Source organism: Kurthia zopfii, assembly GCF_003143955.1.
Classification (GTDB): domain Bacteria; phylum Bacillota; class Bacilli; order Bacillales_A; family Planococcaceae; genus Kurthia; species Kurthia zopfii.
On sequence record NZ_QFVS01000027.1, the window covers coordinates 17909 to 40501 of the forward strand.

24 protein-coding genes and 1 pseudogene are annotated in these 22593 nt (G+C 36.4%); 3 read left to right on the top strand and 22 right to left on the bottom strand.

Annotated elements, in window-relative coordinates; translation table 11 throughout:
- Positions 1–3: 3 nt before the first annotated feature.
- From DF281_RS10085 to dapB, 11 genes are all read right to left on the bottom strand, one after another.
- A complete protein-coding gene (locus tag DF281_RS10085) occupies positions 4–1278 on the bottom strand; it encodes a TRAP transporter large permease (RefSeq protein ID WP_307725178.1) in 1275 nt (424 codons plus the stop codon).
- Positions 1275–1775: a TRAP transporter small permease gene (locus DF281_RS10090; RefSeq protein ID WP_109350135.1), complete on the bottom strand. Its 501-nt coding sequence runs from the start codon at positions 1773–1775 to the stop codon at positions 1275–1277. Before DF281_RS10090 ends, DF281_RS10085 begins: the two co-directional genes overlap by 4 nt.
- 107 nt (positions 1776–1882) lie before the next feature.
- Positions 1883–2929, bottom strand: a complete 1047-nt coding sequence (locus tag DF281_RS10095; protein ID WP_109350136.1) for a TRAP transporter substrate-binding protein — start codon at positions 2927–2929, stop codon at positions 1883–1885.
- Between the two features lie 11 nt (positions 2930–2940).
- Positions 2941–3951 (bottom strand): 4-hydroxy-2-oxovalerate aldolase, encoded by a 1011-nt coding sequence (gene dmpG / locus DF281_RS10100; protein ID WP_109350137.1) that lies wholly within the window; start codon positions 3949–3951, stop codon positions 2941–2943.
- Positions 3952–4845: an acetaldehyde dehydrogenase (acetylating) gene (locus DF281_RS10105; protein WP_109350138.1), complete on the bottom strand. Its 894-nt coding sequence runs from the start codon at positions 4843–4845 to the stop codon at positions 3952–3954.
- A gap of 6 nt (positions 4846–4851) precedes the next feature.
- Entirely contained in the window at positions 4852–5514 is a 663-nt protein-coding gene (locus DF281_RS10110) for a GntR family transcriptional regulator (RefSeq protein WP_166636116.1), read from the bottom strand.
- A 429-nt stretch (positions 5515–5943) separates the two neighbouring features.
- Positions 5944–6927, bottom strand: a complete 984-nt coding sequence (locus DF281_RS10115) for a biotin--[acetyl-CoA-carboxylase] ligase (RefSeq protein WP_109350140.1) — start codon at positions 6925–6927, stop codon at positions 5944–5946.
- Complete coding sequence (locus tag DF281_RS10120) at positions 6911–8083, bottom strand: CCA tRNA nucleotidyltransferase (protein WP_109350141.1); 1173 nt, start codon at positions 8081–8083, stop codon at positions 6911–6913. The genes DF281_RS10115 and DF281_RS10120 overlap by 17 nt, the downstream gene beginning before the upstream one ends.
- Positions 8080–9213 carry an N-acetyl-alpha-D-glucosaminyl L-malate synthase BshA gene (gene bshA / locus DF281_RS10125; protein ID WP_109350159.1) on the bottom strand — a complete coding sequence of 378 codons (1134 nt, stop codon included), beginning with the start codon at positions 9211–9213 and terminating at the stop codon, positions 8080–8082. The genes DF281_RS10120 and bshA overlap by 4 nt, the downstream gene beginning before the upstream one ends.
- 19 nt (positions 9214–9232) lie before the next feature.
- Positions 9233–9640, bottom strand: coding sequence for a methylglyoxal synthase (mgsA, locus tag DF281_RS10130; protein ID WP_109350142.1), 408 nt, complete (start codon positions 9638–9640; stop codon positions 9233–9235).
- A 13-nt stretch (positions 9641–9653) separates the two neighbouring features.
- Entirely contained in the window at positions 9654–10442 is a 789-nt protein-coding gene (gene dapB, locus DF281_RS10135; protein WP_109350143.1) for a 4-hydroxy-tetrahydrodipicolinate reductase, read from the bottom strand.
- A gap of 227 nt (positions 10443–10669) precedes the next feature.
- On the opposite strand from dapB, the gene DF281_RS10140 reads away from it, so the two are divergent.
- Both DF281_RS10140 and DF281_RS10145 read left to right on the top strand, forming a co-directional pair.
- Entirely contained in the window at positions 10670–11539 is an 870-nt protein-coding gene (locus DF281_RS10140) for a YitT family protein (RefSeq protein WP_109350144.1), read from the top strand.
- Between the two features lie 685 nt (positions 11540–12224).
- Positions 12225–13158, top strand: a pseudogene (locus tag DF281_RS10145) (ISL3 family transposase).
- Between the two features lie 120 nt (positions 13159–13278).
- Here the strand turns inward: DF281_RS10145 and DF281_RS10150 are convergent.
- Both DF281_RS10150 and DF281_RS10155 read right to left on the bottom strand, forming a co-directional pair.
- Entirely contained in the window at positions 13279–13695 is a 417-nt protein-coding gene (locus DF281_RS10150) for a VOC family protein (RefSeq protein ID WP_109350145.1), read from the bottom strand.
- 114 nt (positions 13696–13809) lie between these two features.
- Entirely contained in the window at positions 13810–14148 is a 339-nt protein-coding gene (locus tag DF281_RS10155; protein WP_109350146.1) for a winged helix-turn-helix transcriptional regulator, read from the bottom strand.
- 116 nt (positions 14149–14264) lie between these two features.
- On the opposite strand from DF281_RS10155, the gene DF281_RS10160 reads away from it, so the two are divergent.
- Positions 14265–14894: a nitroreductase family protein gene (locus DF281_RS10160; protein ID WP_109350147.1), complete on the top strand. Its 630-nt coding sequence runs from the start codon at positions 14265–14267 to the stop codon at positions 14892–14894.
- Between the two features lie 274 nt (positions 14895–15168).
- Here the strand turns inward: DF281_RS10160 and DF281_RS10165 are convergent, their stop codons facing one another.
- From DF281_RS10165 to DF281_RS10205, 9 genes are all read right to left on the bottom strand, one after another.
- Positions 15169–15867, bottom strand: coding sequence for a C40 family peptidase (locus DF281_RS10165; protein WP_109350148.1), 699 nt, complete (start codon positions 15865–15867; stop codon positions 15169–15171).
- A 246-nt stretch (positions 15868–16113) separates the two neighbouring features.
- Complete coding sequence (locus DF281_RS10170; protein ID WP_109350149.1) at positions 16114–16812, bottom strand: zinc metallopeptidase; 699 nt, start codon at positions 16810–16812, stop codon at positions 16114–16116.
- 32 nt (positions 16813–16844) lie between these two features.
- Positions 16845–17450, bottom strand: coding sequence for a lipoprotein heptaprenylglyceryl N-acetyltransferase LhaT (gene lhaT, locus DF281_RS10175; RefSeq protein WP_109350150.1), 606 nt, complete (start codon positions 17448–17450; stop codon positions 16845–16847).
- A gap of 109 nt (positions 17451–17559) precedes the next feature.
- Positions 17560–18327: a menaquinol-cytochrome c reductase cytochrome b/c subunit gene (locus DF281_RS10180; RefSeq protein ID WP_109350151.1), complete on the bottom strand. Its 768-nt coding sequence runs from the start codon at positions 18325–18327 to the stop codon at positions 17560–17562.
- Between the two features lie 34 nt (positions 18328–18361).
- The gene (qcrB, locus tag DF281_RS10185; RefSeq protein ID WP_109350152.1) at positions 18362–19036 is read right to left on the bottom strand and encodes a menaquinol-cytochrome c reductase cytochrome b subunit; all 675 of its coding nucleotides are present in this window, start codon (positions 19034–19036) and stop codon (positions 18362–18364) included.
- Positions 19037–19051: 15 nt separating this feature from the next.
- Positions 19052–19558: a QcrA and Rieske domain-containing protein gene (locus tag DF281_RS10190; RefSeq protein ID WP_109350153.1), complete on the bottom strand. Its 507-nt coding sequence runs from the start codon at positions 19556–19558 to the stop codon at positions 19052–19054.
- A 175-nt stretch (positions 19559–19733) separates the two neighbouring features.
- Entirely contained in the window at positions 19734–20180 is a 447-nt protein-coding gene (locus tag DF281_RS10195) for a DUF2487 family protein (protein ID WP_109350154.1), read from the bottom strand.
- 140 nt (positions 20181–20320) lie between these two features.
- On the bottom strand, positions 20321–20863 hold the full coding sequence (locus tag DF281_RS10200) for a ReoY family proteolytic degradation factor (RefSeq protein ID WP_109350155.1): 543 nt from the start codon (positions 20861–20863) through the stop codon (positions 20321–20323).
- Positions 20864–20917: 54 nt separating this feature from the next.
- A complete protein-coding gene (locus DF281_RS10205; protein WP_109350156.1) occupies positions 20918–22174 on the bottom strand; it encodes a tetratricopeptide repeat protein in 1257 nt (418 codons plus the stop codon).
- Between the last annotated feature and the right edge of the window lie 419 nt (positions 22175–22593).

The following is a 22593-nucleotide window of genomic DNA, read 5'->3' on the forward strand; positions in this document are numbered from 1 at the left end:
CCCCTACTTAAATGCAAGTGCGAACCAAGGTATATATGTGATAATCAACAATACACATACGAGTACTGCAAACCCCGGAATGATTGCTTTACTTAGTTGTACTATTTTTATTTGAGAAATACTCGATGCCACAAAGAGATTTAATCCTAAAGGAGGCGTAATAAACCCTAAACTTAAATTGACAATCATAATGATGCCAAAGTGAATCGGATCAATTCCTAATTGTGTGACAAGTGGCAGTAAAATTGGTGTAAGAATAATTACTGCTGCAATTGTTTCCATGAAAGTCCCAACAATTAAAAGCAATACATTTACTAATAATAAGAACAACCATGGATTATCTGTGATTGACATCATCGCATTTGCAACATTGTTTGGAATTTGCTCTAATGTTAAAATTCTTCCAAATACTGCTGCAGCTGCGACGATAATCATGATGGAACCTGTAGATAATGCTGAATCATAAAATAATGCAATTGTACTTTTCCAATTTAATTCACGATAGACGAACAGACTTAAAATCAAGCCATATACTACTGCAATTACTGCGGCTTCTGTAGGTGTGAAAATCCCACCATAAATACCACCTAAGATGACGATTGGCATTAACAATGCGCCTTTACCTTTATTAATAAAATGCATTCTTTCCTTCCAAGTGGCTTTCGGATCAGCTACATACTTTTCTTTTCTCGCATGAATGATCACCCATACGATTAATGCGCCACCCATGAGTATTCCTGGGATAATCCCAGCTTTAAAAAGTTCGCCAATTGAAGTTCCTGAAGATACGCCATATATTACTAATGGAATACTTGGCGGAATTACAATACCAATTGTTCCTGATGCCGCAATTAATGCCGTTGCAAAAGTCTTTTTGTAACCGCGCTTCACCATTTCAGGAATCATAATTGAACCAATCGCCGCTACCGTTGCAGGGCCTGATCCAGAAATTGCCGAGAAGAACATCGCCGTCAAAACTGCTGCAACTGCAAAACCACCTCGATAATGCCCTACAAATGAATTAGCGATATTCAATAACCTTTCCGAAACGCCACCCTTTCCCATTAACACGCCAGCCAAAATGAAAAATGGAATTGCCATTAAGGGAAATGAGTCGTTTGAAGTTACTAATACTTGCGTTAAAATACTAAATGGTATTGAAATATCAGTAATAACAATTGTGCCAAGACTTGCTAGTAACAATGCAAACCCGACAGGAATTGATAGTAATAAAAATAAGATTAGTAATGCGAATAACACGACAGTAGGTGTCATCATATATGATCAACCTCACTTTCTTTATCTGGTCGATCAATATAAAGTAAGATCGAAACATGAATCAATCTTAAAAAAGCTATGCCGAAACCAACTGGTAATGAAAGATACACAACCCACATTGGAATTTGAAGTGTAGATGATTTTTGTGAGAATTGTTGTAAGTTCTCCACAAGATCCAGACCTTGCTTCAATAAAAAGATTGATAATATCATCAAGATAATATAGCTGATTTGCATGATTATTTTTTGAACAATAGTTGGTAATACATCAAGTAAAATATCTATACTAATATGTTTTTTATCTACAAATGCAATTCCAATTGAAAGAAAAATCAACCAAATGAATAAATAGCGTGAAGCTTCTTCCGTCCACCCCAATGAGTCACTCATGACATACCTAGTAAATACTTGAACAAAAATCAAAATAACCATTACCATCATCATGATTGTAATTGCTGCTCTCTCAGCATGATCGAGTATTTTTAGTAGTTGTTTCATAATTCGCCAACCCCTTTTAAAAAAAGGCAAACTTTCACGCGCATCTCCATTCAAACCCACAAATCAGTGTTTTGAAGTATTTCACACGATCTAGTTTGCCAAATTGATTATTTCACTGCATCCATTAACTTCTCATAGACTTCTTCACCAGCAAGTTTGCTGATTTCTGGATATACTACTTTCATCGCTTCTTGGAACTTAGCTTTCTCTTCGTCAGAGAGTTCGTTATACTTCATTCCGCCTTCTTCAAGAAGTTTTAATGATTTTTCTTCATCAGCAGCCGACAGTTTACGATTTTCTACTTTTGTCTCTTCAACGGCTTCATCAACCGCTTTTTTCAGAACATCAGGTAAGCTGTTATAGAAATCTTTGTTCATTAATACCGGCCATGGTGAATATAAATGCCCAGACTTTGTTAAGTACTTTTGAACTTCTTGGAATTTTTGAGCATACATTAATGCAAGTGGTGATTCTGCACCATCGACAGTTCCTTGTTGTAATGCTGAATATAATTCAGTGAATGCGATCGGTGTTGCATTTGCGCCTGTTGCATTCCACATTTTTATTTGTTGCTGACTTTCTAATGTTCTAAACTTCAAGCCCTTCATGTCTTCTAAAGTTTCAATCGGCTTTTTATCATTCATAATGTGTCTAAAGCCATTTTCCCAATAACCTAATCCTTTAATACCTACTCCATCTAAATCTGCTAATACTTGTTTACCAACTTCACCATCCAACACTTCATGTGCAATTGCAGCATCTTTAAATAGGAATGGTAAATCCCATAGGAACATACTTGGAGAGAATGCCGTGACTACTGAACTCGAAGGAGCTGCCATTGTTAAATTACCAATTTGTAAAGCTTCAATCATTTCACGTTCTCCACCTACTTGACCATTAGGATAGATTTCCACTTTAATTTTGCCATCTGACTTTTTCTCAACTAATTCTTTGAATTTCACAAAAGTGTCTTGTGCAAAATGTTCTTCTGAAGCAGCATGTCCCGCTTTAATGACATACGTTTGACCTTTTGAATTATTACCACTTGCGCTGCCCTCTTCTTTTTTCTTACTATCTGAACCTCCACAAGCTGCCAGTACAACCGTCAATAATAAAACACCTAATAGTACGCCCCATTTTTTCATCTTTAACATAAACTCTCCTCCTATACTTTTTGTTTTGCTAGTTCTTGAGCTACTCCAATAATCCAGTCCTCTTGTCCACCTACCGCATTCATTTCCGCAAGCTTCACTAAGATGTCACGTGCATCCACGCCGTATTCTTCGCCTGCTCGCTCTGCAAAGAGTAAGAAACTTGAGTAAACGCCTGTATAGCCTAGCATTAAACTAAGTCTGTCAATTTGAACTGGCCTTTTCATCATTGGTTTCATTAAATAATCTGCTGCATCCATTGTTTTATATAGATCAACACTATGTTGAATATCTAATTTATTCATTACTGCAACAAGTTGTTCAAGCGAAGCATTTCCTGCTCCTGCTCCCATTCCAGCTAAACTGGCATCGATTCGATCGGCGCCTTCTTCAATTGCAACAATTGAGTTGGCAACTCCGAGCGATAAATTATTATGTGCATGGAAGCCAACTTTTGCAGAAGTTAAATTCTCTTTAAATAGTCGAATCCTACGCCTCACACCTTCCATCGTTAACGCACCTGCAGAATCAACAACATATATTGTTTGTGCGCCATATGATTCCATTTTCTTAGCTTCTTCCAAAAGATTTTCAGGAGATGTTCTATGTGACATCATCAAAAATCCTACTGTATCCATTCCGAGCTTCACACCAGCTTGAATATGTTGTTTGGATACATCCGCTTCCGAACAATGCGTTGCAACACGTACTGTTTGAGCTCCGAGTTGATTGGCATTTTTTAAGTGATCGATCGTACCAATACCAGGCACAAGTAACACACCTACTTTTGCATTGTTACTATTTTCGACTGCTGTTCGAATAATGTCATCTTCTGTTTCTTTTGAAAAACCATATTGAATCGAACTTCCTCCAAGGCCATCTCCATGAGTCGCCTCAATAATATCCACACCCGATTCATCCAATACTTTTGTTAATTGTGCAATTTGTCCAACACTATATTGATGAGAAATTGCATGCATTCCATCTCTTAAAGTGACATCATTAATGATTATTTTTTTAGTCATTTAACATTCCTCCATCGACATTTGCTGAGCCATCATTTCAGCTGTTTTTACTGCAGCAGCTGTAATAATATCTAAATTACCAGCATATTTTGGTAAGAAATCTCCCATGCCTTCAACTTCGATTTGAATTGTAATCAAATTCTTTTTCATTACAGGTTGAGATTTTAATCTATAACCTGGTACATAAGACTGAAGAATTTCAACCATATTATTTAGCGATTCTCCAATTTCACTATATATTTTTTCGGAATATTCCGAAATTTTAACATATACTGTATTTCTCATTAATATAGGTGGATCTGCTGGGTTTAAAATAATTATTGTTTTAGACTGTTTAGCTCTACCGATTTCTCTTAAAGCATGAGCTGTCGTTTCTGTAAACTCATCTATATTTTGTCTTGTTCCCGGACCAGCGCTTTTACCTGAAACCGAGGAAACTATTTCTGCATATTCGACAGGAATAACATTTGAAATCGCTCTGACAATAGGAACTGTTGCTTGCCCGCCACAAGTAACCATATTTACATTATCTACATTTGCACTTTCCAAAAGTTCTAAATTGACTGCTGGAATAAGGAATGGTCCAACTGCTGCTGGTGTTAAATCTACAACTTTTTTGCCCCATTCTTTAAAAATTGGAGCATTCTTAATATGGGCATTTGCTGAAGTTGCTTCAAAAATGATAGCGCTATCATTTTTGAATTCAGCTAAACCTTCCACTCCATTATCGATTATTTTTAAACCCTGTTTTTTTGCTAGCGCTAATCCTGATGAAGCTGGATCAATCCCAACCATAATGGCTGGTTCAAGGACTTCACTACGAAGTAATTTGTACATTAAATCCGTACCTATATTTCCTGAACCAACAATTGTACATTTAATTTTTTCTACCATTTAAACTCATTCCTCCTCGTTTTGTAAACGGAATACTGCTTCTCTGTAGTAATCTGAAGCACTTCGCAAATGTTCTTCAAGAACAATACTTGCTTGATTGAACTGACCTTCACGTATTGCATTAATAATTGAATCATGTTGCTCAATTATGTCATTTTGTCTTTCACTTGAAGCTGTAGTGGTTACTTCAATTAAAGTTAATAATAAGTCTTTTAGTGAGTACCACGATTGGATTAATGTCTTATTTTGAGAAAGTTTTACAAGTGAAAAGTGAAAATTAATATCTGCTTCTCGGTAGATATCGCTATGATCCTTTTGAGTTTTCATTGTATCAACGTATGATTGAAGCTCTTCTAAGGCATCATTATTTACACCTTTAACAAGTGTTTGAATCGCAAATTTCTCCAACATAATACGCACGTCATATAGATTTTCTACATATTCAATATCAAAACGAGATACCATTGTTCGACCATTCGCTGCTCTAGTTACTAATCCTTCAAGCTCTAATTTAGCAATAGCTTCTCTAATTGGTCCACGACTGATTGAAAATTCCTCAGCCAATTTATTCTCTTTAATATGCTCACCTTCACTAAACTCTAATAGCATAATTCTTTTTCGAATTACTTCTTCTATTTGTTCAGATAAATTTCTTTTAATCATTTTCATAGCAGACATCCTTTTCAAAGTGTTAACAGTTAACTAAGTTCAGTGTACATAATGAATTTTGGAAAGTCAATGCTAATTGTCGAAATATTCTTCTTTATGCATAAATTTGTTGTATAAGACTTAAATATGCTTTATAAGACAGACGACTCCAATTCAACCTACTATTTTGGTCTTGATTACTAAACATAATTTGATTCTAAATCGATTTGGTCGACAGTAGAATGTGAAAGAAATAACGAGGACTCTTGCCGAAAAACAAGCGTGAAGCAATCCTATATTCTCACCTAAAGTGGAAATAAATAGTACGTCACTTGTCGGCGGAAAGCATTCGTTATTTCTGAAAATTAAAACGTGAATTGGTAGAAACTCATACCATTTACATTACAAACATAAAAAAACCGAACCACTTTATGTGCTCCGGCAAACTCTTTATTTACTTATTTCAATATCTGCTGAATAGACGCTTCTCGTTTCGCCGTCTGGTAATTGTACTTTCAATACACCATCATTCGTAATTGCAACCGCTTTTCCATAAAATACTTCATTAATTGTCGATACTTTAATTTGTTGACCGATTGTACAAGAATAGTTTTCCCATTCCTTTTTAATTGGTTGGAAACCTGATTCAACATACATATTCGAGTAGTTTTCTAAATGAAGTAGAATACGGGCAATTAATTTCGCACGATCGATTTCCTTGCCTGTTTGCAGTTTTAACGAAGTCGCTATGTCACGAATATCTTCTGGGAAATCATCGGTTTCATGATTCACATTAATCCCAATCCCCATAATTAAGGCATTCACGCGATCTGGATCTGCTTGTAACTCCGTTAAAATCCCTGTGATCTTCAAGCCATCAATTAATAAATCATTTGGCCATTTGATCTCCGGGCGAATGTCAGCTACTTCTTCAATCGCTTTCGCAATCGCAACTGCTGCAACTAATGTAAATTGTGGCGCTTCATATGGTGGCACATTGGGACGTAAAATGACACTCATCCAAATGCCCTTTCCTTTTTGCGATTTCCACTCACGCTGCATTCTACCTCTACCCGAAGTTTGTTCTTCACAAATGACGATTGTACCTGCTGGTGCACCTTGTTGTGCTAACTGATGTGCTTCAGGTTGAGTCGAAGGTAATGTTTCTTTAAAAATAATTTGCTCACCGAAAGTTTCTGTTTCAAGTGCTGCTTTGATTTTTAAAGCATCAATTAAATTTGGTTGTGATTTTAAAATATACCCTTTTTTACGAATCGTTTCAAAAACATAGCCTTCTTCTTCAAGTTGCTTAATATATTTCCAAATTGCTGTACGCGATAATTCAAAATCATCTGCTAGTTGTTGGCCCGAAATTGCTTCTCCATTTGCGTGTTGTAATTTTTTAAGTATTTCATGCTTATACGTTCCACTCATCCGTAAACCATTCCTTTATCATTTGCTCATCATTCGGTAATTCTTTTTCTAATACTTTATTTAATATTTCATCTAAAACTTCTCGCAGCCATGGACCACCTTTGCGCCCTGACCATTGCATAAGTTGCTTACCATCTACTTGAATTTCATTTTTATTATGAATCGGTAATTCTGCTTTTAATTTCAAAATACTTTGCGCAAGTTCATGTTCATTCCCTTGAATAATCGTGTAACTATTCAATGCGTTCAGCCAACAATCTTCATCTAGTTGGAATAATTCCAATTTCGTCGGTGCGCCAGTCAATAAAATTTCGTAACATTGCATCACTTGTTTAGCGAATAATTTTTCATCATTAGAACATTTGAATAATGATAAAACTTCACGCGAATTCGTTAATATACACCAATGAGCCCAGCCAGATTTCGCATCACTAATCGATTGGAAATTTAGCCACTTACTTACGTGATCATAGTCTCCTGGAAGTTTTTTCGCGATTGTATATTGTTCAATGATTCGCATCGCATTATAAATATGTGCACTCAAAAATATTTTATCAAACTCTGCTTTCAAACGTTCCACCGCAATATCTTGTAAAAAATCGGCGGTTTTTGTCATCGCTAATGCTGTTTTTTCTTCAATTTTAAAATCTAACTGCGCTGAAAAACGAATCGCTCGAATAATTCGCAATGCATCTTCTGAAAATCGCTCTTCCGCTTCGCCAACCGCTTTAATAAGTCGTTTATCCAAGTCGTTTTGACCACCGAATAAGTCGACAAGCGTGCCATCTGGTCGAATTGCCATCGCATTGATTGTAAAATCGCGACGTTTCAAATCTTCGGCTAATGATCGGACGAATTGCACTTCATCTGGTCGACGGTGGTCGCTATACGTTCCTTCTGTTCGGAATGTCGTCACTTCGACCGGTTCATCAAAATCGACGATTAAGACCGTACCATGTTCAATTCCGACATCAATTGTTTTCTTGAAAACTGATTTCACTTGCTGTGGCAATGCGCTCGTAGCGACATCGACATCATTCGGTTTTTTATGAAGTAAGTGATCACGTACAGCACCACCCACAATCACCGCTTCAAAACCGTTTTCTTCGAGAACTGTCATTACATTTTGTGCTGCACCCCAAGTAAGTTCTGTCATTTTTCTCGAACCACACTTTCGTATAATGCTTCATATTTTTCGACAATTTTTGAAGAATGGAATCTCTCTTTCACGCTTTCAATTGCCGTTTCTTTAAATGCTTTTAATTTTTCTTCATCAGAAAGTAATTTGACTGCATATGCTGCGGCTTGGTCCGTATCGCCTAATTCGACAATATAGCCATTTTTTTCGTGGCAAATGACTTCTGGAATTCCACCAACATTTGTTCCAATACCAGGTACACCACATGCCATCGCTTCTAATAGTACAAGTCCAAAAGCTTCTTTTTCAGACATTAGTAATTTTAAATCAGCCATCGCATATAATTCCGCCAAGTTTTCTTGCTTCCCTAAAAATAATATATCACTGCAATAAGGCGTGTTTTTAGCAATTTGCATCGCCTCATGTTTATCAGGACCATCGCCAATTAATACTAATTTCGCTGGGATTTTCTCTCTTGTTTTGACAAAAGTTTCGATGATATCCGGCACATGCTTCACTTTTCGGAAATTAGATACGTGAACTAATACTTTTTCTTCTGGTTTAATGCCAAAAGCTTTGCGAAGTTCACTTCCATCTCTCGGATAATATTCACGTTCGTCAACGAAATTATGAACAGTCGTTATCTGTTGATCTGGCTGTATTAATTCCATTGTTTGATTTTTTAAAGAGTCTGACACTGCTGTTACTAAATCTGACTTTTCAATACCATATTTAATGGCAGTTGATAATAATGAATCATCACCTAATACTGTTATATCCGTACCGTGTAAAGTCGTTACAATTCCTACATCTTGCCCTGCCATATCTCGACCAAGTACCGCACATACTGCGTGTGGAATCGCATAATGAACATGCAGAACATCTAAACCTTCATCACGAATAACATCTGCCATACGACTTGCTAAAGCAATATCATACGGTGGATATTGAAATACAGAGTAATTATTTACTTCGACTTCATGGAAGAATATATTTGGATACACTTTATTTAAACGAAAAGGCATACTCGACGTAATGAAATGAATTTCATGTCCTTTTTCTGCCAACATCTTACCTAACTCTGTAGCCATAACACCTGAACCACCAACAGTTGGATAACATGTGATCCCTATTTTTAATTTTTTCATAATGATCACATCACTTTCCTTATTTTAAACGTCGATCAGCTAGGAGTCTGAAATCGATTAATCCTTTTTCTAAACCTTTTAATAACACTTCCGCCGTACCCATATTTGTAGCTAAAGGTACTTGGTACACATCTGATAAACGCATTAATGCTGAAATATCTGGTTCGTGAGGTTGCGCTGTCAAAGGATCTCTGAAGAAAATGACCATATCCATATCATTGTTTGCAATCATTGCACCAATTTGTTGATCTCCACCAAGTGGACCTGAACGGAATCGCGTAATTTCTAAACCAGTTGCATCCATAATTCTCTGACCTGTAGTGCCTGTCGCATATAATGTATGCTTTTCAAGTATTGTTTTGTACGCAATAGTAAATTCTACGATACTGTCCTTCTTTTTATCATGTGCAATTAATGCAATCTTCATAGTTAAATCTCCCTTACAATATGTTTTCTAAACCATATACTAAATGGTCTAATTGAATAACTTTTTCTACACATAGTTTAACACCTGACATGAACGATGTGCGATTATATGAATCGTGACGAATCGTTAACATCTGACCTTCTCCACCAAATAGCACTTCTTGGTGTGCCACTAACCCTTGTAAACGCACACTATGAATTCTCATGCCATCAAAGTCTGCACCTCTAGCTCCAGCGATTGTTTCCTTCTCATCTAGATGTCCTTGCGCATGACTTGGACGATTTTCTTGAATTAATTGCGCTGTTTTCACTGCAGTTCCCGATGGCGCATCTAATTTTTGATCATGATGAAGTTCAATGATTTCAACATCTGGCATATATTTTGCTGCCATTGCCGAAAATTTCATCATTAATACTGCCCCAACCGCAAAATTCGGCGCAATGATTGCTCCGATTTTTTCTTTTGCAGCTAATTCCGTTAATTCTTGTAGCTGTTCATCTGTAAAGCCAGTAGTTCCGATGACTGGGCGAACACCATTTTCTAATGCCACTTTCGTATGCGCATAAACTGCTTCTGGTGTTGTCAAATCAATAAGTACATCTGGTTTTGTTGTTGAAATCAATTGTTGTAAATCCAAATACACAGGAACATCATATGTAAATTGATCATAGTCTTTTAAGTTACTCGCCAGTTCTCGATGGTCTAAAACCGCAACAAGTTCCATATTGTCTTTTTCCATAATTGTATGTACTGCTTCTTGGCCCATTCTACCCCTTGGTCCAGCAATTGCTACTTTAATCATATCTATATTCCTCCCAAAACCCTGTTATTTTAAAATACTTCCCTTTGTTAGAATCATTTTAATATTGTAATAATAGCGAAAATACATGATAATAGTAGTCTACGGGTGCTTTTTACGCCCCACGGTCTATTTTGCTTTAATGTGTCATCACTTCATCTTATTATACATTAAAGGGGACATATTAGTGAGTTTGAAAAATCGGTTATTTCATTTTTAGGGGGACTTCTATGCGCTTAATTAAGTTAAAAAACACATTATTTATTTTACTTGGGGCCGCTATTTTCAGCTTCGGTTTAGTCAACTTCAACCTTGAAAATAAGCTTGGTGAAGGCGGTATTACTGGTATTACATTAATTCTATACTTCATGTTCAAATGGGATCCAGCACTTATGAATATTTTATTAAATATCCCGATGTTCATAATCGGATGGACAATACTTGGTAGACGGGCATTTGCCTATACTTTAATCGGGACATTCGGTGTATCGATTTTCATCAAAGTATTCCAAATTTTAAATTTACACATTGAATTGCATGATGATTTACTACTTGTTTCACTATTCGCAGGGGTATTCCTCGGTGGTGGACTCGGCATTATCTTTAGGTACGGAGGTACAACGGGTGGCTCGGATATTATCGCTCGACTTGCTGATAAATATTTTGGATGGAATATGGGGAAAACAATGTTCTTAATCGACGCCATTGTACTTGCTGTTTCATTCCTAACATTCCTCGATGCTCGCTCAACGATGTACACTTTAGTTGCTGTATTTATTTCTGCTCGTGTTATTGATTTTGTACAAGAAGGTGCATATGCAGCACGTGGAGCGATGATTATTTCTGATCATCATGAACAAATCGCTGCTAAAATCACAACGCAAATGGATCGCGGTGTTACATACTTACATGGCGAAGGCTTTTATAAAAAAGAAGATCGTAAAATCATTTACTGTGTTGTATCTAAAAACGAATTATTCAAACTGAAAAGTCTTATAAACTCTGTCGATCCGCATGCATTCGTCTCCATCTCTGAAGTGCATGATGTAGCAGGTGAAGGCTTTACACTTGATGATCAAAAACGCCCGATCGATAACTAATCGGTGTAAAACACCCATATTTTTTATTTTATTGCTTTTTGGTGGCTCACCAATTTGTTTGAACAGTTTTGCTGTATAAAAAATCGGTCATACTTTTTTATCTTCTATTCTCTTCTGTAGTAAAATGAAGGCATAGAAAAAGCCGAGTGCTAGTACACTCGACTAATGGGTATCACCACGAAATTACAACATTATTTCTCATTTTGAGAGATAAACATCAAGCTATTGGAGCAGCTTAATGTATGCTTTTCTGTTAAAAGGATCGTAACTACTTGTTACGGTCTTTTTTAGGTTCTATTATATATGTTGGGGTCTTAAAACAATTCACGTTGTAGCTTTCAGAAATAACGAATGCTTTCCGCCGACAAGTGCCGCACTATTTCTTTCCACTTTAGGTGGACAGAAAAAAAGCGGAGGGGGCTCGTTCATCTCGAGAGCACTGCAGAAAACGAAACGAAAGTAAGCGTACCACCACTTTCGTCCGAGTTTTGAAGTGACTCAAAGAGATAAGCCGCCGGAGCTAGACAAAGAAAGGATTGCTTCACACTTGTTTTTCGGCAGGAGTCCTCGTTATTTCTTTCAATGTTGATCTATGTGAAAAAAGGCAAAAAAAAGCACAGTTTCACCAATTCCTTTATACTTAAAATGCTAAGTAATAAGCTAAAGAAGGGTGAGCTGTACTAGTATGAAGTCTATCATGAATATTCCACGATTAAAAGATGTTTTAATCACAAAAATTGAAGGAATTGAAGGAAAGTATACCCTTTATATTGAGATACCTAAAATTCCTCACGATTGTCCATCTTGCCATTCCAGTACTTCGAAAGTACATGATTATCGAATCCAAAGAATTAGCCATTTAAAATGGTTTGAAAGATTAACGGTGCTTTACTATAAACGCCGTCGCTATTTTTGTTCTTGCGGAAACACATGAACCAATCGATATACTGCCCAATCGAAGAAAAGATACGATTAAACAATACTTACAAAAATAGGGTGATCAAGTAGAAATCGTTGTAATGGATATGAATCAAAGTTTCAAAGCAGCTGTTAAAGAAGCTTTGAATCGACCTGTCATAATTGCGGATCGATTTCATTATTGTCGTTATATCTATTGGGCTTTGGATAAGGTACGTCGTTCTGTTCAAGGTGAATGGCATGTATATGCTCGCAAACGATTGAAAAGAATGCGTTATATATTTTATAAAAGAGAAGCTCAATTAAATGAAAAACAATTGTGGGAATTAAATCGTTATCGCTCATTATCGCCTCTTTTAAAAAGCGCATATGAATTAAAAGAAGCTTATTGTGAATGATTTGATTGAGCTAAAACATCGACAGACATGATTGAAATAAAAGAAAGGTTATCGCTTTTTTACCGTAAGGTAATAGAGAGTGATATCCCCGCATTTAATCAGGTCATTAAAACAATGAAGAACTGGCAGACAGAAATACTAAATAGTTTCGCTATTGGTTATTCAAATGGCTTTTTGGAAGGCATTAATAACAAAACAAAAGTTATGAAACGCAATGCATATGGCTATAAACGATTCGATCGATTTAGAGCCAAAATACTATTAGCAATCAAGTACAAAAAGGTTGGTTCACATCTGGGCTGAATTAAAAAAGGTGAATGAAATTGAAAACCCAATTTCATTCACCCCAACATTTGACACAGAGCCCTTTTTTATTGCTTAATCCTGGGGATACCTATACTTATTATACTATTCACTTCCATGTTAATTTTTAAATCCCCCTGTATTCATTAAGACAATTCGCCAACCATCTGGATCAGGAATTGTAACACCTTTTTCATGCCAATATGGATTTTCGGGTGGTACTTCAATATAACCCATTTCAGATAATCTCGATTGAATTGCAGTAATTTGTTCTTTTTCGGGCATATAAAATACAAGTAAATTATCTTCTGTTGGAGCTGGACATGGGCTTCCATCTTCATGTTCCGTAAACTCCAAATGATACGATGCATCTGGTAGACCAATCATTAATCCTGTATAGCCTTCATGCCCGCTAAATCCACCTATTTTCTGAAGACCTAACCCTTCGCAATAAAATTTCTCGATTGCTGCGATTTGATCTGTTGGTCTCGCGATTCTAAATTGTGCAACTTGAAGTGTTTCTGACCATTTATTCATATACATCCCCCTTTTTCCTAATTGTAATATGAAATTCTATGGAAAACCCTCCAACTTTTGATTGAATCCAATAAAAAAACTCACTTCGTTTTGAAAGTGAGTTTTGATCGGCATTTATTCACTTTCCTTTGATTCATTACATAGCGCTACCCATTTTTGAATGGAGCAAATGACTTCTTTAAAAGCTAAGCCGTTTTTCGTTAATTTATACTCCGTTTTTTTAATAGAGTCATCAATATATATTTTTTCAATCATTTTATATTCTACTAATTCATTCAGTCTTTGCGTAAGTAAGCGATCTGAAATCCCTGTGATTTTCGCATGAATTTCATTGTAGCGGAGAGGTCCGTCGATCAGACTATATAAAATGGCGCCAATCCATTTTTTACCGATGAATTCTACTGCTTGATGGTAGTTTTGACAAATATGCGTTTGTTCAGGTGTTTGTACCATTTACTCTCCTCCTTTTAAAAAAATTGTACCATATCATTGACAGTAAAACTAACTTAAAGTAAGATACTTTTATAGAAACTTACTTTAAGTTAGTTAATTAGGAGGATTATATTATTATGTCTACTCAAACAAAATCAGCTTTCACAGAATTAATGTACGCTCGTAAATCAATCCGTAAATACGATGCAGACTATAAATTATCAAAAGAAGAAATTTCGGAAATGTTAACGGATGCTATGACTGCTCCATCAACTTCGAACCAACAACCTTGGCGCTTCATCGCAATTACAGATGAATCTGCTAAAAAAGAACTTCGCGGTATGGCTTATAATCAAGAACAAGTTGAAACTGCATCAGTAGTAATCGCTGTACTTGGTGACGCAAACTTCCATGAACAAGCTGAAAAAATCAACCAACTAAGTGTTGATGTTGGCGTAATGACTCCAGAAGTAGCAGTTGCACAAACTGAAGGTTCTGTAAAATTATACAGCGGTGTACCTGTTGAAGCACGTCGTTCATTAGCAATGTATGATGCTGGTTTAGTATCAATGCAATTATTACTTGCTGCAAAAGATCGCGGTCTTGATTCAGTTGTTATGGGTGGATTCAATAAAGATGCTTTCGCAAAAGCATATGAATTACCAGAAAATGAATTCCCAATCGTCTTAATCGCAATTGGTAAAGGAACTGGCCTTCCTCGTGGAACTTCACGTCTATCAGTTGACGACGTTGTCAAATTCGTTTAAAATTTCTTCCATTTTGAAAATCTAAACAAATGAAATCCTTAATAAGCACAGTTCACCCTTCTATTACTTACAGCATTTCAAGTATAGAAAAATTGGTGAATCTGTGCTTCTTTCACATAAATCAGCATTGAAAGAAATAGTACGGCACTTGTCGGCGGAAAGCCTGCGTTATTTGGCAAAAAACAAAAAAATCTGAAACCGGCCTATTATTAGGTCTCAGTTTCAGATTATTTTTTATATAAAATTATTTAGTCTCCTCAGCTAAATAATTCGATTAACGAGTTGTACCGTAACTAATTACGCGTTTATCCCAGTAACCACCAAGTGATTGGAATTTAACACTGTTACCAGCTGCGTGCATTACTGTATTATTACCTGCATAAATACCAACATGTGTTACGCGGCTTCCACCTGGATTAGCAGAGAAGAAAATTAAATCCCCTACTTTTGGTGAGCTAACACGTTTAACCGCTGCTTTTTGTTGTCCACTTGTACGTGGTAAAGTTTTCATACCTGCTTTTTTGTATACATAGCTTGTGAAACCAGAGCAATCAAATCCTCTTGGTGTTGTTCCACCCCATACATATGGTGTTCCTACATATTGACGACCTGCATTGATGATCGCGTTACCTGATGCATTTGATGCTTTTTTAACTGTTTTCTTTAAATATTTACCTGTAACCCAGCCTGCTTTACCATTGTACTTTACTTTATACCAGTATGTACCTTTAGTTTTTTTACGTTTGTATGCATGTACTGTTTTACCTTTTGTTAATGTACCAACTTGTTTAAATGAAGTGCTTCCACCTTTACGCATTTTAACTGTTGCTGTTGATTTGTAGTATTTATTGATTTTTACTGCTTTCGTTGTAGATGCTGATGCATGTGCTTGTTCTGGTGCTACTCCTGTAAATGCTACTGATAGAGCAACTGCTCCCGTGAGAAATCCTGTAATAAGTTTGTTCTTAATCATGTGTGTGTACGCTCCTGTTTTCTTTAAATTTAATATTTATATGCTTTTCGCTTAATGTCTTTGCTTAACTTACAAGTAACACTTTACACGATTCATCTTACGACACAACGACAATTACATTACAACGTTATTACAAATTATTACGAAAAATATCAGATTCTTATCCAACGAACTGTTTTTAGACCTAAAAAAGAAACATAGTAAGCGCTAAAAATAGCGTCCTCACTATGTTTCTCTATAAAAAGACTAGTCGTCTCTGTTGCCCATACCAGTATAAATTAATACTAATCGAGCAAGTTCCATTACAGCTGTTGCTGCTGCTGCAACATAAGTTAATGCTGCTGCTGTTAGAACTTTTTTAGCTTTAGGGTATTCATCGTTGTTAATAATCCCATGTTCACTCATTTGTCTCATTGCGCGTTTTGAAGCGTCAAATTCAACAGGAAGTGTAACAACTTGGAATAATACACCGATTGCTAATAGGATGATACCTACTAACATTAATGGTTGGTAAGTGGCGATCATACCAATCATAATGAAAATCCATGAAGCGTTTGAAGAAATATTCGCAGCTGGTACTAATTTAGCACGAATATTTAAGAATTTATATGCTTCTGCATCTTGAATCGCGTGACCACATTCATGGGCAGCAACTGCATTACCTGCAACTGATGCTTCATAGAAGTTATGTGTAGAAAGTCGAACAACTTTTGTTGTTGGATCATAATGGTCTGATAAAAAACCATCTACAGCTTCAACACGCACATTCCCTAATCCATTCTCATCTAAAATTTTTCGAGCTACTTGAGCGCCAGTCATTCCTGACGTTGAAGTCTCTTTTGAATAACGTGTGTAAGTTGATTTTACTTTACGCTGTGCATACAAAGGTAGCAACATTAAAACTGCAAAGTAAATGATATACATCACTAATGACAATATAACCATCCTCCTAGTTCGTTCATAGTTTTATTTTAAGGTCAAACGATATTCCGAGCAACCGAAAACCTCTTTTTCATTGTAAATATTGCTAAAAGAAGACATAAAACCGACATCCAGAACGTAAAATAACCAATCTCATTCATATATTGTGTCAGCATTGAGTACTCTGGCATTTGTTTGAAGACATAGTCGATGACATCATTATGCAATGTCCAAATTGCTGTAATAATAATATGCGGTGTTTTGAAATCATACATTGGTAAATAAAGAACCCCTTGAAATGCCATTAGGAAGTGACTTGCAACGAGCATCCAGCCCATCCAGCCAATTGAACCCGTCTCAACGAATGCTAATAAATTCATCGCAACTGCCCAAAGTCCATATTTCACTAATGTAACTAATGCTAAAGCTTCAAATATTCTAAAATGCTTGCCGATTAACCAACCAAATATTGCAATCGAGAAAAATAAAGTCGCTGTTGGACTGTCTGGAACGAATACATAGAAAAGTGCATCCGTATGTTCCAATTGAGGACCGTACCATATGTAACCATAAACTGTACCTAAAACATTAATAATGAATAGTAGAATCAAAAATGATTTTGATGTAAGAATCGTCCATGCGCTCGCGAATATGTAATTCATGTGTACCTCCCAAACCTTTTCTTCTTATTATATAGTAGAAACTATGCTTCCGTTAGTAAAAAAAGCTACATTCTTCGGCATGAATGCGCGTGAATGTAGCTAAAAATTATTATTCTGACTTAAGTCCAGATATAAATTTAGCAAGCTTCTCTAAATCCTCATCTGAGCCTTTATATTGTCCTGCTGGCATTGTACCAACACCATCATGAGCAATCTTAATAATTTCCTTATCTGATAGACCTGTGTCAATTAATTTTGGTCCAGCTCCACCTTGTAATTTGTCACCGTGACAGTTAATACAAGATTGCTTCGAATACACTGCGTAGCCCGGATCTGCCTCATCAATCTTCACTTCTTTGACGATTTCACCTTGACGTTTCGCTGCTGCCCAGTCATGATTTGCAACTGATTCCCAAGTTAAGAAAATCATTGATGCAAGTGCCAGTAACATAAAGGCTACAGGTAATGGACGCTTCAGTGGTCGTCTCTCTGGTCCGCGATCTAGGAATGGTACAAGTAGTAATGCACCGAATGCGATTCCTGGAATAACCATTGCGCCAATAATATTGTAAGGACCTGATGCAAATTCATATTTTAGTAATTGATACAAGAATAAGAAGTACCAATCCGGCAATGGGATATAACTAGTATTCGTTGGATCTGCTTGTCCTTCTAACGGTGAAGGATGTGCTACTGTTAATATTAAATATCCGATTAAGAACACTGCCCCAACCATCCACTCTTTTAATAAGAAGTCTGGCCAGAAAGGTTCATTTTTACCAGGATATTCGGAATAATCTGGTGGGTACACTTTTTGTCCTTTTTTGTCTTGGACGCGAGAATCCCCAACAAACTTCATTCCTTTACCTTTGTGCATACTGTCCCCTCCTTTGGAAGTTCATAAGTAAGGCCTATAAAGGACCTGAAATACCTTGTCTACGAATCATAATAAAGTGAGCTGCCAGCAACCCAAGCAATGCAGCCGGTAAGAAGAATACGTGAATCGCAAAGAATCTTGTAAGTGTTTGCGCACCTAATATGGTCGAATCCCCTGCAAGTAAAATCTTAATTTGTTCACCTATAAATGGTACGGAAGCTGCTATTTCGATCCCAACCTTAGTCGCAAATAGTGCTTTCATATCCCACGGTAATAAGTATCCTGTGAAGCCTAATCCAAGTATGACAGCGAAAATCAATACGCCGACAATCCAGTTAAGTTCACGAGGTTTTTTGTAAGAGCCTGTGAAGAATACTCTCAATGTGTGCAGGAACATCATAACGATTACGAGAGAAGCCCCCCAGTGATGCATGCCGCGGATAATTTCTCCTGCTCCTACTTCATTTTGTAAGTAATAAACGGACTTCCATGCATTTACAACATCTGGTACATAGTACATCGTTAAAAACATACCCGATAAAATTTGAATAACTGTGACAAAGAATGTTAAGCCGCCAAAACAATATACGAATGCAGAAAAATGATGGGCGGGGTTAACATGCTCAGGTACTTCATGATCAGCAATATCACGCCAAATTGGTGTAATATCCAATCGTTCGTCTACCCAATCATAAATTTTATTTAGCACTTGATTTCCCCCCTCTTATTTAACCATCGTATTTGGCACAACTTTACCAATCATTAGATAGCCATCTTTTTCTTTTACTTGGAATTCATCAAGTGGTCCAAGCGGTGGTGTTTTCGGTACGTTCTTTCCATTTTTTTCATAGCGTCCACTGTGACATGGGCAATAGAACTGATTCGGTTCTTTTTTGTCGCCGCCCCAGTTCACTGTACAACCTAAATGCTTACAAACTGGTGATAGAGCAATAATTTTATCGCCGTCTTTGTAGACCCAGGCATTATCAGTTACATCTGATTTATACCAAGCATCAACTTGCTCATACGTAAAGTCTACCTTTACTGGTTTTTCAGTTAATTCTGAAATTTTCTGTTCCGTTAGAACAAAGTCTCCGCCACCTTTTTTGGCTAGTACAGGATCTACAGCAAAACGAACCATTGGCATGAGCATTCCAGCTGCCATGAAGCCGCCTACACCCGTCAAAGTGTAGTTCAAAAATTGACGTCTTGAAACGCGATTGTTACTCATTATTTTCCCCCCTCTAGCTTTTAACAGGTCGTCCCAATAATTGGGCAAACTTATACAAAATAGAAATAACTAGGACAATTATATGATATATCATAAAAAATGTAATTACAACAATACTACTTACACTTTTGGATAAATTTGTGAACAAATGTATAAAAAGGGAATATGTTGTTTTTTAAGAACCCCATTTTTGAGAGAAAATCGGGATAATTTGACGTAATTGATCACCTAAGACAGATTGTTTCATCTTTTGATCCATCGATTCAAGTGGAATGGATGGCAACCAAATAACGTTATATTGCTGATTAAACGAAGAAAATGCATGGTCCGAGCTGACAAAGAAGGTATGTTTGAATCCTGCAATTTCCAATTGTTCTGCAATATTTTGAAGTAGTAGCTGTTGATCCATTGCCGCTGTATATAATACAGGTGGTGTAACTACAACCCTTCCTTTGAATTGCTGCTCAATAAAATTCGTTAATGATAATAAGAAATCCGATGAAGAAGCACTTTGCTTAATGCCCTCCATTGAGCCATCTAATTTTGGTAATGGGACGATTGCTGTATCAATAAATTCCTTATGCGCCATAAACTGCTCTAGGTCTTTACCGTTCCAAAACATATGAAACATCTCCCTTTCCTTTAAAACCCATTTTTATAATTGTAAGTAAATTATACACTTTTTTCTTTCATTAATGTAGAAATATGTAAATTATATTAAAAAAGGAATCAAGACAATACCGCTCGTCTTGATTCCCATCGTTATGCATTTAGTTGATTTAATTCATTCGTTAATTCAAGAAATCTCTCTTTATTCCCCGCGTCGATTGCCTCATCAATTTGACGTAACAACGTTTCCTTTTGGAAATTCATAATACTCGCATCAAGCAATTGTTCAGCAACTTCTCGATCTCCAAAGTTAGACTGCAAATACTTTGGAATATGAGGATTGTCTTCAAGCACTGCCAAGTAATTTGAATTCGGTGGAAGTTTCTGGAAATTCACTTGAATATACATATCTTCATTCGGATTTAATCTTAAATCATGGAATGACTTTTCAGCATCAGCTGTCATAATATTGCCTTTATAAAAGCGAAACGGAATACCTGAAGAATCTGTTGTAGACATGACCATTGCCCTCGGACAGAAATGGGCTTCTTCGACAAAATGAATACGTTCAAGTAAATCATCATGTCCAACGATATAATTTAAGATCCAAACACATTCTCTACGTTTCATGTCATAACGCTTTAGAAACCATCGAATAAATGCCTTCTTTTCAGTATTTGTTACAGATGTCTTCATCAATATCCCTCCTTTAAGTAAGTAATCTTAAATCACTTGCTGTGTGGATGTTGATTACGCTTCGAATCTTTGGACTAAGTCAGACCATTGTGGTTCATCGGGTTGTAGCTCTACTAAAATTTTGGCGATTTTAGAAGCTTCTTCTCTTTTCCCGTCCTCTATTAAAAAGTAAACATACTTCTCTAAAAAGCTTACATCATCTTGATAATCAGAGAAGGCAATTTGATAATGCTTGTACGCTAAATCAAATTGTTCTAGGCGATCATAAGATGCTGCGGCGAAAATTGATAATGTCGGCCATTCAAAATCATCTTCTGATAAACCTTCAATTAACTCTGCTACTTCCTCATCTCGCTCATTTTGAGAAAGAATCGATACGAGAATATGAACGGCTTCCATATATTCAGGGTCCAATGCTACTGCTTCACGTAAAAACTGCTCCGCTTCTTCAGGAAGACTGTTTTTAAGTGCCATTTTCCCAGCGAATAGGAATAATTCCTTATCATATTCATCTCGACTAATACCCTCTTTAATGATTTCTAAAGCGGTCTTATTATCTTCCATCATCGCATAGCTTTGCGCTAGTAATAAATAACCTGCAAAGTAATCTGGATCTAAAACGCGTAAATCTTCGCCATGTCGAATGGCAGCTTCGTACATTTCAAGTTGGAATGCGCTATAAGTCGCACCGAATAATAAATCAGGTGAAGTACTATTTTTAAGTGCTTCTAAATAGTAATTATATGCTTCTTCATACGATGCACCTACGCGGTGAACTTCCGCTAAACGCTCAACTAGACGGATGCCAGCAATTTCACTTTGCTCTTTATACAGCCCCTCATAAAGTCGAGCTGCTTCAGATAACCTACCCATCTCCATTAATAATTCAGCTTTCGCAAATTTTAATAATGGCTCATCTGGTAGAAGATCCAATGCTTCATCTAATTGCTTTTCAGCCACTTCATAAAGCCCTTGCATTTGATAATAATCGGCAAGAGCCAATAATACTTGTGGATACTCATCTGCATCTTTCGGGATTTCTAAGAAAATATTTAACGCTTCATCTTCTTGATTCGTATCCATTAATAATGTGGCACGATCAATTTTTATTTGATGTTCATCCGGGAAAAGGAATTGTAAATGTTCTAAAACTCCTTCCGCTTCATGGACGAAGCCTAAGTTTGTTAAATAACCTGAAATTTCATACTGTGTATCAGGGTCTACATCTAATTTAAATTGCTCCATTAGTGCATGGATTTTATCTAAATCACCTTGCTCAATTGCGTCGATCATTTGTTGTTGGATTTCCATCGTTCATCCACCTATTTCTAATAGTATTTTCATTTATAATGCTACATGACATAGAGCTGTTTCACAAGAAAAAAAGCTTGATCAATTTTGATTTATGATTGAAGTCACGCGTTCTACTTTTATTTTCAAGATAGGGATTGCTCCTGACGATGTACAGCAGTTTTTTGCTCGCTAATTCCAAGCATTTTTACGACTCTATAGAATGACTTTCTTTTTTCGTGAATAGTTGCATGTTCAAATAATATTTTTAAGACACACTGATCCATCTAAATCTAATTTTCAACTATAGAATAGTGAACTACTCGCCACTTAGCTAAACCTTGCGGTTCTTCACGCTTGAAGTGGGAGCTTCTTGGGAATAGAGCGTACTTGCAAGTGTATTTCTTTACTTGCAGCGGTTTCTCTTATTTGACCGAGCT

Excerpts from the sequence above, each read along its gene's own strand:
- DF281_RS10150 (WP_109350145.1), bottom strand. The coding sequence starts at position 13,695 with ATGAATAAATGGTCAGAAACACTTCAAGTTGCACAATTTAGAATCGCG.
- DF281_RS10095 (WP_109350136.1), bottom strand. The coding sequence starts at position 2,929 with ATGTTAAAGATGAAAAAATGGGGCGTACTATTAGGTGTTTTATTATTG.
- DF281_RS10165 (WP_109350148.1), bottom strand. The coding sequence starts at position 15,867 with ATGATTAAGAACAAACTTATTACAGGATTTCTCACGGGAGCAGTTGCT.
- DF281_RS10110 (WP_166636116.1), bottom strand. The coding sequence starts at position 5,514 with ATGAAAATGATTAAAAGAAATTTATCTGAACAAATAGAAGAAGTAATT.
- DF281_RS10105 (WP_109350138.1), bottom strand. The coding sequence starts at position 4,845 with ATGGTAGAAAAAATTAAATGTACAATTGTTGGTTCAGGAAATATAGGT.
- DF281_RS10195 (WP_109350154.1), bottom strand. The coding sequence starts at position 20,180 with ATGTTTTGGAACGGTAAAGACCTAGAGCAGTTTATGGCGCATAAGGAA.
- DF281_RS10190 (WP_109350153.1), bottom strand. The coding sequence starts at position 19,558 with ATGAGTAACAATCGCGTTTCAAGACGTCAATTTTTGAACTACACTTTG.
- DF281_RS10140 (WP_109350144.1), top strand. The coding sequence starts at position 10,670 with ATGCGCTTAATTAAGTTAAAAAACACATTATTTATTTTACTTGGGGCC.
- DF281_RS10160 (WP_109350147.1), top strand. The coding sequence starts at position 14,265 with ATGTCTACTCAAACAAAATCAGCTTTCACAGAATTAATGTACGCTCGT.
- DF281_RS10085 (WP_307725178.1), bottom strand. The coding sequence starts at position 1,278 with ATGATGACACCTACTGTCGTGTTATTCGCATTACTAATCTTATTTTTA.
- lhaT (WP_109350150.1), bottom strand. The coding sequence starts at position 17,450 with ATGAATTACATATTCGCGAGCGCATGGACGATTCTTACATCAAAATCA.
- DF281_RS10200 (WP_109350155.1), bottom strand. The coding sequence starts at position 20,863 with ATGAAGACATCTGTAACAAATACTGAAAAGAAGGCATTTATTCGATGG.
- DF281_RS10180 (WP_109350151.1), bottom strand. The coding sequence starts at position 18,327 with ATGCACAAAGGTAAAGGAATGAAGTTTGTTGGGGATTCTCGCGTCCAA.
- DF281_RS10090 (WP_109350135.1), bottom strand. The coding sequence starts at position 1,775 with ATGAAACAACTACTAAAAATACTCGATCATGCTGAGAGAGCAGCAATT.
- DF281_RS10115 (WP_109350140.1), bottom strand. The coding sequence starts at position 6,927 with ATGAGTGGAACGTATAAGCATGAAATACTTAAAAAATTACAACACGCA.
- bshA (WP_109350159.1), bottom strand. The coding sequence starts at position 9,213 with ATGAAAAAATTAAAAATAGGGATCACATGTTATCCAACTGTTGGTGGT.
- DF281_RS10170 (WP_109350149.1), bottom strand. The coding sequence starts at position 16,812 with ATGGTTATATTGTCATTAGTGATGTATATCATTTACTTTGCAGTTTTA.
- dmpG (WP_109350137.1), bottom strand. The coding sequence starts at position 3,951 with ATGACTAAAAAAATAATCATTAATGATGTCACTTTAAGAGATGGAATG.
- DF281_RS10205 (WP_109350156.1), bottom strand. The coding sequence starts at position 22,174 with ATGGAAATCCAACAACAAATGATCGACGCAATTGAGCAAGGTGATTTA.
- DF281_RS10155 (WP_109350146.1), bottom strand. The coding sequence starts at position 14,148 with ATGGTACAAACACCTGAACAAACGCATATTTGTCAAAACTACCATCAA.
- DF281_RS10120 (WP_109350141.1), bottom strand. The coding sequence starts at position 8,083 with ATGACAGAACTTACTTGGGGTGCAGCACAAAATGTAATGACAGTTCTC.
- mgsA (WP_109350142.1), bottom strand. The coding sequence starts at position 9,640 with ATGAAGATTGCATTAATTGCACATGATAAAAAGAAGGACAGTATCGTA.
- dapB (WP_109350143.1), bottom strand. The coding sequence starts at position 10,442 with ATGATTAAAGTAGCAATTGCTGGACCAAGGGGTAGAATGGGCCAAGAA.